At 63.3% G+C, this 11,937-nt stretch carries 9 protein-coding genes and 3 pseudogenes; 3 read left to right on the forward strand and 9 right to left on the reverse strand.

Annotation, left to right across the window (positions count from 1 at the left end; all coding sequences use genetic code 11):
• Positions 1 to 217 precede the first annotated feature (217 nt).
• The 9 genes and pseudogenes from nrdF to BST40_RS25710 all read right to left on the reverse strand — a co-directional run bounded on the left by nrdF (position 218) and on the right by BST40_RS25710 (position 9,019).
• Positions 218 to 1,180, reverse strand: a complete 963-nt coding sequence (gene nrdF / locus BST40_RS25680; RefSeq protein WP_075545816.1) for a class 1b ribonucleoside-diphosphate reductase subunit beta — start codon at positions 1,178 to 1,180, stop codon at positions 218 to 220.
• A 142-nt stretch (positions 1,181 to 1,322) separates the two neighbouring features.
• Positions 1,323 to 2,900, reverse strand: coding sequence for a flavin-containing monooxygenase (locus BST40_RS25685; protein ID WP_075545815.1), 1,578 nt, complete (start codon positions 2,898 to 2,900; stop codon positions 1,323 to 1,325).
• A 121-nt stretch (positions 2,901 to 3,021) separates the two neighbouring features.
• Positions 3,022 to 3,762, reverse strand: coding sequence for a TetR/AcrR family transcriptional regulator (locus BST40_RS25690; protein ID WP_075545814.1), 741 nt, complete (start codon positions 3,760 to 3,762; stop codon positions 3,022 to 3,024).
• 78 nt (positions 3,763 to 3,840) lie between these two features.
• A pseudogene (gene nrdE, locus BST40_RS32965) lies at positions 3,841 to 5,457 on the reverse strand (class 1b ribonucleoside-diphosphate reductase subunit alpha); the annotation flags it as partial.
• A 24-nt stretch (positions 5,458 to 5,481) separates the two neighbouring features.
• Positions 5,482 to 6,702, reverse strand: a pseudogene (locus tag BST40_RS32970) (LAGLIDADG family homing endonuclease); the annotation flags it as partial.
• A pseudogene (locus BST40_RS32975) lies at positions 6,691 to 7,260 on the reverse strand (ribonucleotide reductase N-terminal alpha domain-containing protein); the annotation flags it as partial. The pseudogenes BST40_RS32970 and BST40_RS32975, both read right to left, overlap by 12 nt.
• Entirely contained in the window at positions 7,230 to 7,682 is a 453-nt protein-coding gene (nrdI, locus tag BST40_RS25700; protein ID WP_083156162.1) for a class Ib ribonucleoside-diphosphate reductase assembly flavoprotein NrdI, read from the reverse strand. The pseudogene BST40_RS32975 and the gene nrdI, both read right to left, overlap by 31 nt.
• Before the next feature lie 35 nt (positions 7,683 to 7,717).
• Positions 7,718 to 7,957, reverse strand: coding sequence for a redoxin NrdH (locus BST40_RS25705; protein WP_075545811.1), 240 nt, complete (start codon positions 7,955 to 7,957; stop codon positions 7,718 to 7,720).
• Between the two features lie 489 nt (positions 7,958 to 8,446).
• Positions 8,447 to 9,019: an NAD(P)H-dependent oxidoreductase gene (locus BST40_RS25710; protein WP_075545810.1), complete on the reverse strand. Its 573-nt coding sequence runs from the start codon at positions 9,017 to 9,019 to the stop codon at positions 8,447 to 8,449.
• Positions 9,020 to 9,080: 61 nt separating this feature from the next.
• On the opposite strand from BST40_RS25710, the gene BST40_RS25715 reads away from it, so the two are divergent.
• The 3 genes from BST40_RS25715 to BST40_RS25725 all read left to right on the forward strand — a co-directional run.
• Entirely contained in the window at positions 9,081 to 9,692 is a 612-nt protein-coding gene (locus tag BST40_RS25715) for a TetR/AcrR family transcriptional regulator (RefSeq protein WP_083156164.1), read from the forward strand.
• Positions 9,693 to 9,701: 9 nt separating this feature from the next.
• Positions 9,702 to 10,733, forward strand: a complete 1,032-nt coding sequence (locus tag BST40_RS25720; RefSeq protein WP_075545808.1) for a DNA polymerase IV — start codon at positions 9,702 to 9,704, stop codon at positions 10,731 to 10,733.
• A 271-nt stretch (positions 10,734 to 11,004) separates the two neighbouring features.
• Positions 11,005 to 11,937 (forward strand): PPE family protein (locus tag BST40_RS25725; RefSeq protein ID WP_142276809.1); only part of this gene is annotated, 933 nt, incomplete at its 3' end.

Genomic DNA, 11,937 nt, shown 5'->3' on the forward strand with positions numbered 1-11,937 from the left:
AGTACTAACGGGGCTTCGCCCCAGCCCGACGAGGCATGTCGTGATCAGCTTGGGGTGTGGGGCTCCGGTCGGACGGGGTTGAGACCGTGACCGGCGGACCGATCCGGTGTATGAACCGCATAGCGCGGTTGGTTGGCCTGACTGGCCGCCCGTCCGACCGGAGCCCCACACCCCAAGCTGACCACGACATGCCTCGTCGGGCTGGGGCGAAGCCCCGTTAGAACTCCCAGTCCTCGTCCTCGGTGACGACGGCCTTGCCGATGACGTAGCTGGAACCCGAGCCGGAGAAGAAGTCGTGGTTCTCGTCGGCGTTGGGTGACAGCGCCGACAGGATCGCCGGATTCACGTCGGTCTCGTCACGCGGGAACAACGCCTCGTAACCCAGATTCATCAGCGCCTTGTTGGCGTTGTAACGCAAGAATTTCTTGACGTCTTCGGTCAGCCCGACCTCGTCGTAAAGATCTTGGGTGTATTCGACCTCATTGTCGTAGAGCTCGAACAGCAGCTCGTAGGTGTAGTCCTTGAGCTCGGCACGTTTTGCCTCGTCGACCAAAGCCAGACCGCGCTGGAACTTATAGCCGATGTAGTAGCCATGCACGGCCTCGTCGCGGATGATCAGCCGGATCATGTCGGCGGTGTTGGTCAGCTTGGCTCGGCTCGACCAGTACATCGGCAAGTAGAAGCCCGAGTAGAACAGGAAGCTCTCCAGCAGCGTGGAGGCGACCTTGCGCTTGAGCGGTTCGTCTCCGCGGTAGTACTGCAGCACAATCTCCGCTTTGCGCTGCAGGTTGGGGTTTTCCTCCGACCAGCGGAAGGCGTCGTCGATCTCGGCCGTCGAGCACAACGTGGAAAAGATCTGGCTGTAGCTCTTGGCGTGTACCGATTCCATGAACGCGATGTTGGTAAGCACCGCCTCCTCGTGGGGGGTCAGCGCGTCCGGGATCAGACTGACCGCACCCACGGTGCCCTGGATGGTGTCCAGCATGGTCAGACCGGTGAAGACCCGCATGGTGAGCTGCTTCTCATGGGCGGTCAGCGTGCCCCAAGAAGGGATGTCGTTGGACACCGGCACCTTCTCGGGCAACCAGAAGTTTCCGGTCAGCCGATCCCAGACCTCGGCGTCCTTTTCGTCTTGCAGCCGGTTCCAGTTGATCGCTGAGACCCGGTCGATAACCTTCACTGTTGCCTCCCAGAACGGCCGCTCTACTCAGGCCTCAAACACTACCCCTGGGGTCCGACAAGCCGGCGCAACACAAGAGGTTGTGTTTGCGTGTCGCATGGCGTGCCGGCGTGATGGCCGGGTGCCGCGACCAACCGAGTCGCTATTTCGCCGCGGCGACCGTCTTCCGGTTCTCCGCCGAGCCGTTACCGACCCCCAAGAATTGGTATTCGTCGGTTTTGACCGAGCGGGTGGCCCGCCAATACTGCCAGGTGTAGCCGCCCCAGAGCACGGTGTTCTTGCCATGCTCGTCGAGATACCAGCTGCTGCAACCGCCGCTGTTCCACACCGAGCCGGCCAACTTGCGTTGCAACTCGTCGTTGAAACGATCCTGGGCGGCGCGCGTGGGAGCCAACGCCTGCGCGCCCAACTTGTCGCACTTGGCGATCGCGTCGGCGACGTAGTGGATCTGCGACTCGATCATGAACACCACGGAGTTGTGCCCCAGCCCGGTGTTGGGGCCGAGCAGGAAGAACAGGTTGGGCATCTCGGCCACGGTGATCCCGCGATGCGCCCCGATGCCCTCGCGATTCCACCGGTCGACCAGATCCTCACCGTGGCGGCCCTTGATCTGCACGTAGGTGTAGGAGTCGGTGACGTGGAAGCCGGTGGCGTACACGATCACGTCGACACCTCGGGAAACCTCACCGCCGGCGCCGTCGGCGGTGACGATCCCGTCGCGCGTGATTCGGGTGATGCGGTCGGTGATCAACGTGGTCTTGGGGTTCGCGACGGCTGGGTAATAGGTGGAGGAGTTGAGGATCCGCTTGCACCCGATGCGATAGTGCGGGGTCAGCTTGCGGCGCAGCTCGCGGTCTTTCACCGAGCGGCGAATGTTGTATTTGGCGTAGGCCTCGATGAACCTCAGCGCGTTCGGCCGCTTGGTCATGCCGAAGGCCAGCGCCTCCTGCGCCCAGTACAAACCCAGGCGCGCCAGTGCACGCAGCCCGGGAACGTTCTCCATAGCCTGGCGCAGCGCCGGCGGGATCTCGGGGTTGGAGCGCGGCACCACCCACGGCGGAGTGCGTTGGTAGAGCTGAAGTTCGGCGACCTGGTCGACGATCTCCGGCACGATCTGGATCGCGCTGGCGCCGGTCCCGATGATGGCCACCCGCTTGCCGGTGAGGTCGACGCTGTGGTCCCACTCCGCGGAATGGAAAGCGGGGCCGGCGAATTCATGACGCCCGTCGATGTCGGGGAAGGACGGGATGTGCAGCGCTCCGGCTCCTGAGATCAAGAACTGGGCCACGTACTCGCGCCCGTCGGTGGTGAAGACGTGCCAGCGGTATTCCTCGTCGTCCCAGTAAGCGCGATCGACCAACGAATTGAATTCGATGTAGCGGCGCAGCCCGTACTTCTCGGTGACGCCCTTGAGGTAGTCCCAGATCTCGGGCTGATAAGAGAACGGGTTCCTCCAGTCGGGCTTGGGCTCGAACGAAAACGAGTACAGGTGTGACGGGATGTCGCAGGCACAGCCGGGGTAGCTGTTGTCGCGCCAGGTGCCCCCTACGTCGTCGGCCTTCTCCAAGATGATGAAGTCTTGGCCGGAGAAGCCCTGCTTCTGCAGTGCGATCGCCATGCCCAGACCGGAGAACCCGGTCCCGATGATGACGGCGCGGGTGTGCACCGGCGGCTGGGCGGACTGCGGCGCCGGGCCGGCTTCTGTGACGGCATTGGTCATGGTGGATCGGTCTTTCCTAGTGAGGCGAGCTTTGGGCCGCCCGGCCCAAGTACCCAGTACCCAGGGTATCGGTTAGAACGAGTGTTGACGATCCTCGCGGCGATGTCAACGCAGCCTGCACTCAGCTGACAGCGCGATTGCTGGGTACCGCGTCGTGGATCGGCTTGTCGGGGTCCATGGTGATGCCCAGCGCCTCGGCGGTGCCGACGATGACGCCCATCATGATCGTGGTCAGATGCGCGACGAATTGCTCTCGCGGCATCCGTCGCGGGCTGTCGGGCTCGGGACCCAGCCACCATTCGGTGGCCGAGGCGGCCGCTCCGAACGCGCTGTGCGCGGCGAGTTCGAGCGCCGCTCGATTCAGGTCCATCTCACGCAGTTCGTTGTTGAACAACTCGGCGAAGGTCAAAGTGATTTCCCGGCCTTCATTGAGCGTGCGCACCGTCGCCTCGGACTGCTTTGCGGAGCGGCCCTGAATGAAGACTCGGAGCACATTGGGGTGCTTGTCGACGAGGATGACGTACTCCTCGACGCTGCGCCGGATGACCTCGCGGGCCGAGTCGGTGGCGAGGTTGATCGACGGGAAGATCGCGGCCCACAGCATGTCGCGCAGCCGCTCCCCGATCGCGACGAACAGGTCGGACTTATCGGTGAAATGCCGGTAAATCTTGGGCTTGGCGGTGCCGGCTTCCTCGGCGATTTCCCGCACACTCAGCTCGGGCCCCAGGCGGTCGATGGCACGGAAAGCCGCTTCGACGATTTCGTTGCGCACCTTCTTGCGGTGTTCGCGCCAACGTTCACTGCGCGCGTCGACTTTGCCCCCGGGCTTCACGCTAGGGTGGGGCCGGCTGATTCTCACCACGTCAAGCACCTTACCCCGTTGCGGCCGCTGACCTGGGCAGACTGCTCGCCGTGGCGACTTCAGGGCCGGCTTGCGCGCCTAGAGCATGCAGGACACGCACCCCTCTACTTCGGTTCCTTCCAGGGCCATCTGCCGCAGCCGGATGTAGTAGAGCGTCTTGATTCCCTTGCGCCAGGCGTAGATCTGCGCCTTGTTCACGTCACGGGTGGTGGCGGTGTCCATGAAGAACAACGTCAGCGAAAGCCCTTGATCCACATGCTGAGTGGCCGCGGCATAGGTGTCGATGATCTTCTCGTAGCCGATCTCGTAGGCGTCCTGGTAGTACTCCAGGTTGTCGTTGGTCATATACGGCGCCGGGTAGTAGACCCGGCCGATCTTGCCTTCCTTGCGGATCTCGACCTTGGACACGATCGGGTGGATCGACGACGTCGAGTGGTTGATGTAGGAAATGGACCCGGTGGGTGGCACCGCCTGCAGGTTCTGGTTGTAGATGCCGTCCGCCTGCACCGATTCCTTGAGCCGCCGCCAGTCGTCTTGAGTAGGGATGTGAATGTCGGCGTCGGCGAATAGCCGGCGCACCTTCTCGGTTTTCGGCTCCCAAATCTGCTCGGTGTACTTGTCGAAGAACTCCCCCGACGCGTATTTGGACCGCTCGAAGCCCTTGAAGTGCGTGCCTCTTTCTCTCGCGATCCGATTCGACGCGCGCAACGCGTGGTAGAGCACCGTGTAGAAGTAGATGTTGGTGAAGTCGATGCCCTCCTCGGACCCGTAAAAGATGCGCTCCCGCGCCAGGTAGCCGTGCAGGTTCATCTGACCCAACCCGATTGCGTGGGAGTCGTTGTTGCCCTGCTCAATTGAAGGTACCGACGTGATGTGGGTCTGGTCGCTCACCGCGGTCAGCGCGCGGATGGCCACCTCGATCGTCTGGGCGAAGTTCGGCGAATCCATCGCCTTGGCGATGTTCAGCGACCCCAGGTTGCACGAAATGTCTTTGCCCACTTTGGCATACGACAAATCTTCGTTGAAGTATGACGGCGTGGACACCTGCAGGATCTCCGAGCACAGGTTCGAGTGGGTGATCTTGCCCTCGATGGGGTTGGCCCGGTTCACCGTGTCTTCGAACATGATGTAGGGGTAGCCGGACTCGAACTGCAACTCGGCCAACGTCTGGAAGAACTCCCGCGCCTTGATCTTGGTCTTACGGATCCGCGGGTTGTCGACCATCTCGTAGTACTTCTCGGTGACCGAGATGTCGGCGAACGGCACCCCGTAGACCCGCTCGACGTCGTAGGGCGAGAACAGGTACATGTCGTCGTTGCGCTTGGCCAACTCGAAGGTGATGTCGGGAATCACCACGCCCAGGCTCAGCGTCTTGATGCGGATCTTCTCATCGGCGTTTTCCCGCTTGGTGTCCAGGAAGCGGTAGATGTCGGGGTGATGCGCATGCAGGTACACTGCGCCGGCGCCCTGACGCGCGCCCAGCTGGTTGGCATAAGAGAACGAATCCTCGAGCAGCTTCATGATCGGGATGACGCCGGAGCTTTGGTTCTCGATGTTCTTGATCGGCGCGCCGTGCTCGCGAATGTTGGTCAGCAGCAACGCAACTCCGCCGCCGCGCTTGGACAGCTGCAGTGCGGAGTTGATCGATCGCCCGATCGACTCCATGTTGTCCTCGATGCGAAGCAGGAAACAATTGTGCACGACAGTGCCGCGAATCGTGTACGTGTGCGTATTTTTGACGTGGAGGTTGTAGACCTTCGTTGGGGCTTCCTGCGTGCGCCGCAACTCACGGATCCCGTACACGTGCCGCCCGTGCACAACCTGATAGGTCGTGCGCGACGACCCTTTCTGGCCGATATAGTTGTGCAGGTTCTTGCCGACATCGAAGATGAACTCTTCGTTGGCGCCGGGCAGCCCGGGCACGAATAGCTGTCCCGTCACGTTGCCTGCCCGGTTAACGTACTGGCGGATCCTGGAGACAATCCCGATTCGGCGCAATAGAAGCTGCACCTGATCAATCAGTTCCGGGCCCAGGTCAAACTCCGGGCCAAGGTCGAGCACCATGCCGCCGCTGGTACTGCAGCCGTCGCCGCGAAACAGTCCGGCAAGCAATCCACGCTGAAACTCGTCATCGGCCGTTAAGACGTCGTGGGACAACCGCTTCAACCGATATCCCGTGCCCACCAGGGAGAGGAACAACGACGCAACGACCTCGCTGTTGCAAATCATACGAACCGACTGGTCCGACACACTCTGGTGTATGGCGAGGTCCGCGGCAAACACTCGTTTGAATGCCGCCGCCAACTCCTGCTGGTAGTCGAGTTCGTGTGTGCCGACCGCGAAGTGGATGCCATTGGGCGTTCGGTCCGCGGGTCCCGATCGCTTGGAGATATGACCTTCGGCGAGGTACCAGCCAAGGACGAGGCCAAGATCGTACGACTCCTCGACGTAGCGATTCACCGATACAAAGCTCATATGGTGGCGCTGCTTGTTGCGGTGCTTCCGATCAGAGTTGACCTTACGTATGAGCCCATCGACCTCTTCGTATTCGCCCGCGCCGGTGTGTTCCATCAGGTCGTAGACCCGTCGCGTCCGCCCCTCCATCGGCGCTGCCGTCACGATGAAGTCCGAAGGACGAATGTCTTTGGCAGCCAACCACACGAAGCCGTTGAAGGGGTCCGCGCCGTCACCGTCGATAAGTGTCTGCACATCGCGCGTGGTCCACACCAGGATCGGATGCTCGGGGGTGCACAGGATCGGTTCCCGGTGTCCGAAGTGCGAGATCGAAATGAGTGCTTGGTCATTGGGGTTCTCGACGACGGCCTCGACGGCGGCGAAGGACCCGTCATGGGAGAGCACCCGGTCGCCCACCTGCAGAGTTTCGATTGCCTTAGGGCCGTCGGGGGTATCCACCGGGGTTCCGGCCGGGAAACAACTCACCGGCTCACCGCGCTGTTTCTTGCCTGAGTTCAAAAACGTCGGGGTGGCCGGCTGGAAGCGGCCTTCGATGATCTCGTCGACCAGCTGCTCGGCCAGCGTGGTGTCACCGCCGGCCAACGTGAGCGCAACCATGACCACCCGGTCCTCGAAGCGCTCCAGATAGCGCTTCCCGTCGAAAGTCTTCAGGGTGTAGGACGTGTAGTACTTGAAGGCGCCCAAAAACGTGGGGAACCGGAACTTTTTGGCGTAGGCACGGTCCAGCAGCGACTTGACGAAGTTACGCGAGTACTGGTCGAGAACCTCACGCTCGTAATAGTTCTCGCGGATCAGGTAATCGAGCTTCTCGTCCTGGTTGTGGAAGAAGACGGTGTTCTGGTTGACGTGCTGCAGGAAGTACTGGCGCGCCGCGAGTACGTCCTTGTCGAACTGGATCTTGCCGTCCGCGTCGTACAGGTTCAGCATCGCGTTCAGCGCGTGATAATCCAGTTCTGCCTGCCCCCCCGAAAGGTGCGAGTGCGCCCCGGAGGTTACAGGCTCTGCAGTGACGGTTGGTGACACGTCTGCTCCTTCCAAAATTCAGCCAGGCCCGCACGGACGGCGGCCACGTCGTCCTCGGTGCCCATCAACTCGAAGCGGTAAAGGTAGGGAACGTCGCATTTGCGCGCGACGACGTCACCGGCGTAGCCGAACTCCGGACCGAAGTTGGTGTTGCCGGCCGCGATGACGCCGCGCAGCAGCGCTCGATTGCGCTCGTTGTTCAAAAAGGCGATGACCTGTTTGGGGACATAGCCGCCGGCATTCAGTTTGGGTGTGACCCGGCCGCCGCCGTAGGTGGGCAGTATCAGTACGTAGGGCTCGTCGACCTCGATGCCGCCGTGCAGCGGTATCCGCGTGGCGGGCAGACCCAGCTTCTGCACGAAGCGGTGGGTGTTCTCCGACACGCTGGAGAAATAGACCAGGTTGCACGGCCTGATATCCATGGCACCGCTGTCTCCTTGCCTAGCGCCTGCTCGTGCTATGCGCTCAGCGAAGCCAAGGCGAGCGCCTTGATGCGGTCGGGCCGGAAGCCGGACCAGTGGTCGTCCCCGGCCACCACGACCGGCGCCTGCAGGTAGCCCAACGCCATCACATAGTCCCGCGCCTCGGAATCCAGACTGATGTCGATCTTCTCGTAGGCGATGCCGATCTTGTCCAGCGCCTTGTAGGTGGCGCTGCACTGCACGCATGCGGGCTTGGTGTAGACGGTGATGGTCATGGGCGTACCGCTCCTTTGCGGGAATCGGGGAACAGGAACTGGCAACGACTCAGGTGGTGCATCTTCGCTATGTTCAGCGGCCCGGCTTGCTCCCAGATTCCCGTCGTGGGCCACCATGCTGATCGGACATGGCGATGCCGGTTCCGGGAAGTTCAGCGGGCCCCGTGAACCTGGTGAGACCCGGTGAACCTGGGATCTGCCGGTGCCCGAAACACTACACCTAGGGGGTCCGGACGAGAAGAGATACAAGATGTTCTGAATGACATTCTTGAAATTCGCAGGTCGTGGGCATGTGCCCGAGCCGGTCTCGGCGTGTCGCAGATCACACAACCCGGCCGTGGTATCCATGTCGCCCGGTATATCACCGACCACCGACAAGCTCATGAGTCATCGTCGGGCAAGCCGAGCCCAGCAAAGGCGCAATTCCGTGCTGGCCAGGGCCGTCGAGGGTTGGCGGAGCGCCGTGCGGGCCCGCCCGCGGTAGCCGGGTCAGCCCACCTCGGCAGCCAGCTTGCCGACGATGTCTCGCAGATTGGCCGACATCTCGGAGCTGTCCGCGGGCGCCTGGCCCGCCAGGGACTGGAACGGCACCGACAGCTTGATCGCGTCGATCACCCGCGCGCCGGCGATGGCGAACGACTTGCGGGTCTCGTCGTGGGCCCATACCCCGCCGTATCGGCCCACGGACCCGCCGATGACGGCCAGCGGCTTGGCTTTCAATGCGCCGTCACCGAACGGGCGTGACAGCCAGTCGATCGCGTTCTTGATGACAGCGGGGATAGTGCCGTTGTATTCGGGGGTGACCACTAGAGCCGCATCCGCTTGCGCCGCGGCCTGTCGCAACGCGATCACCGCTCCGGGAACGCCATCGGGGGTATCGATGTCCTCGTTGTAGAACGGCAACTCCGCCAGCCCTTCGAACACCGTCACGCTGACGCCGTCGGGCGCAACAGCGGCCGCCAACTCGGCGATCTGGCGGTTGACCGAACCGGTGCGCAGGCTTCCCACCAGCGCCAAGACTCGGATACCGGAGAGGCCGGAGAAATCGGAGAAATCGGACATAGTGCTTCCCTTCGCGTTGGTCTCATCTTTGCACGACTCAACCGGACTCTGGTCCGCTTTAATCCCTCCGGGTTACTGTTCAGGGGTGAGTGACGAGTTGCCGGCGTCGACTCGGCCGGAGCGCGGTGACGCGGCGCGCAATCGCGCCCTGCTGCTGGACGCGGCGCGCCGGCTGGTCGCCAATCGTGGCGCCGATGCGATCACCATGGACGACGTCGCCGCCGCGGCCGGTGTCGGCAAGGGCACGCTGTTTCGCCGCTTCGGCAGCCGGGCGGGTCTGATGACGGTATTGCTCGACGAGGACGAGCGGGCCAGTCAGCGGGCATTTCTGTTCGGCCCACCGCCGCTGGGCCCGGATGCGCCGCCGTTGGACCGCCTGATCGCGTTCGGCCGGGAACGGATCTGCTTCGTCCACGCCCACCGCGAGTTGCTGTCGCAGGCCAACCGGGACCCGAAGACCCGTTACAGTGCGGCGGCGTCGGTGCACCGCACCCATGTGCGGGTGCTGTTGCGCTCGGCTCACACGACCGGCGACCTTGATGTCCAGACCGATGCCCTGCTGGCCCTGCTCGACGTCGACTACGTCGAGCACCAGCTCAACGACCACGGTCACAGCCTGAAAACGTTGGGCGACGCGTGGGAAGGCCTGGCGCGCAAGCTCTGCGGGCGGTGACCGATCCCGATGCCGCGATGGATACTGCATGTCGACCTCGACCAGTTTCAGGCGTCGGTGGAGCGGCGCCGCCATCCCGAACTGGCCGGGCTGCCGCTCATCATCGGCGGCAACGGCGATCCCACCGAACCCCGCAAGGTAGTCACCTGCGCTTCCTATGAGGCTCGCGAGTTCGGCGTGCGGGCGGGAATGCCGTTACGTGCGGCCGCCCGCCGCTGCCCCGGCGCCGTATTTCTGGCGTTGGATCCGCCCGCCTATGACGCGGCCTCTGACCAGGTGATGGCGTTGTTGCGCGACCTGGGGCATCCGGTCGAGGTGTGGGGCTGGGACGAGGCGTATGTCGGTGTGGCCGCCGGAGATCCCACCGACGTCGCCGAACAGATCCGCGCTGTGGTCGTCACGGAGACCGGGCTGTCCTGCTCGATCGGCGTCAGCGACAACAAGCAACGCGCCAAAGTCGCCACCGGTTTTGCGAAACCGGCCGGCATCTTTGCGCTTACCGACACCAACTGGATGGCTCTGATGGCCGACCGTCCGGTCGACGCGCTCTGGGGTGTGGGTCCGAAGACGGCGAAAAAGCTTGCGGCCCTTGATATCACCACGGTCAGAGTGCTCGCGAACGCCGACGCCGAGGAGCTGACGTCGGCGTTCGGCCCGAGAACAGGGCTGTGGCTGCTGCTGCTCGCCAAGGGCGGCGGCGACACCGAAGTCAGCACCACCCCGTGGGTTCCGCGCTCCCGCAGTCACGTCGTCACCTTTGCGCAAGACCTCACCGAACGAACCGAAATGGAATCAGCGTTAAGGGAATTGGCCCGCAAGGCACTCGACGAGGTGGTGACCTCGGGGCGGCTGGTCACCCGGGTGGCCGTTGTCGTACGCACCGCGGCTTTCTACACCCGCACCAAGATCCGCAAGCTCGATGCGCCCACCACCGACGCCGACGTCGTCATCGGCGCCGCCCTGCGGGTCCTGAACTTGTTCGAGCTGGACCGCCCGATACGGCTACTCGGCGTGCGCCTCGAACTCCAGATGCCCGCCTAGCTTCCCCTGGCCCAGGCGCCGATACAGCGACCGCGAACTGCGCATTTCACGATTCGCGAAGGCTTGCCGAAGCATGGCCGGGCACAGTCGGTCGTGACAACAAACTGCTCACGAGTGGACAACTTCCCCCGACGGGTCCTCATGGTCCGCGGTTCACCATCCGGTGAGCGTCACGGCCGGTCGGGATGCGGTTGGGGCTTGGTCTGGGCAGCCCGACGGCGCCCGTTCTGACGGGCGCACGAGGAAACACCGCTTGACGGAGGACGGCCGCATGAATTTCTTGATACTGCCACCGGAGATCAATTCCGCGCAGATCTTCGCCGGCGCCGGCGCGGGCCCGATGCTGCAGGCGGCGACGGCCTGGGACGGGCTGGCGACGGAGTTGCGCATAGCGGCGGACTCGTTCGGGTCGGTGGCCTCTGGTCTGGTGCACGGGTCGTGGCAGGGTGCGGCCTCGGCGGCAATGGCGGCCGCGGCGACGCCCTATGTGGCGTGGCTGCAGTCGGCTGCGGCCCAAGCCGAGCAAGCGGCCGGACACGCGAAAATTGCAGTCGACGTCTACGAGGCGGTGCGCACCGAGATGGTGCATCCGGCGTTGGTCGCAGCCAACCGTTCTTCGCTGGTGCGGCTCGTGTGGTCGAACCTCTTCGGCCAGAATGCCCCGGCAATCGCCACGGCCGAGGCCCAGTACGAGGAGATGTGGGCGCAAGACGTCGCCGCGATGCTTGGCTACCATTCCACGGCTTCCACGGTCGCCACCGCGTTGGCGCCGTTCACCCGCCCGCTGCAAAGCCTGGCGGGCCAAGCGATGGGCCTGCTAAACGGTGGCAGCTCGATAGCTGCCGGCGCGGGCGCGGCCCCGGCGGCAGCTGTTGCCGCGCCCACCGGGCTGCTGCCACCTGGCGTGTCGAGCATCTTCAATATCGGCTTCGCCAACTTTGGCGGCCTGAATTTCGGCAACGCCAACCTCGGTGATCTCAACCAGGGCAACGGCAACCTCGGCAACCTCAACTTCGGCTCGGGCAACCTGGGCAGCGTCAACCTGGGCTCGGGCAATCTGGGCAACTTCAACGTCGGCCTCGGCAATCTGGGCAGCAACAAATTCGGCTTCGGCAACAACGGCGGCAACAACAACGCCTTAAACAACACCCGCAACAACAACAACTCAAACAAAAAACCAGAAACAAAAAACAAAGAAAACACA

Origin of the sequence: Mycobacterium persicum, from assembly GCF_002086675.1 — a bacterium.
GTDB classification, from domain to species: Bacteria; Actinomycetota; Actinomycetes; order Mycobacteriales; family Mycobacteriaceae; genus Mycobacterium; species Mycobacterium persicum.

Excerpts from the sequence above, each read along its gene's own strand:
- nrdI (WP_083156162.1), bottom strand. The coding sequence starts at position 7,682 with ATGGATATCAGGCCGTGCAACCTGGTCTATTTCTCCAGCGTGTCGGAG.
- BST40_RS25710 (WP_075545810.1), bottom strand. The coding sequence starts at position 9,019 with ATGTCCGATTTCTCCGATTTCTCCGGCCTCTCCGGTATCCGAGTCTTG.
- BST40_RS25720 (WP_075545808.1), top strand. The coding sequence starts at position 9,702 with ATGCCGCGATGGATACTGCATGTCGACCTCGACCAGTTTCAGGCGTCG.
- BST40_RS25685 (WP_075545815.1), bottom strand. The coding sequence starts at position 2,900 with ATGACCAATGCCGTCACAGAAGCCGGCCCGGCGCCGCAGTCCGCCCAG.
- BST40_RS25705 (WP_075545811.1), bottom strand. The coding sequence starts at position 7,957 with ATGACCATCACCGTCTACACCAAGCCCGCATGCGTGCAGTGCAGCGCC.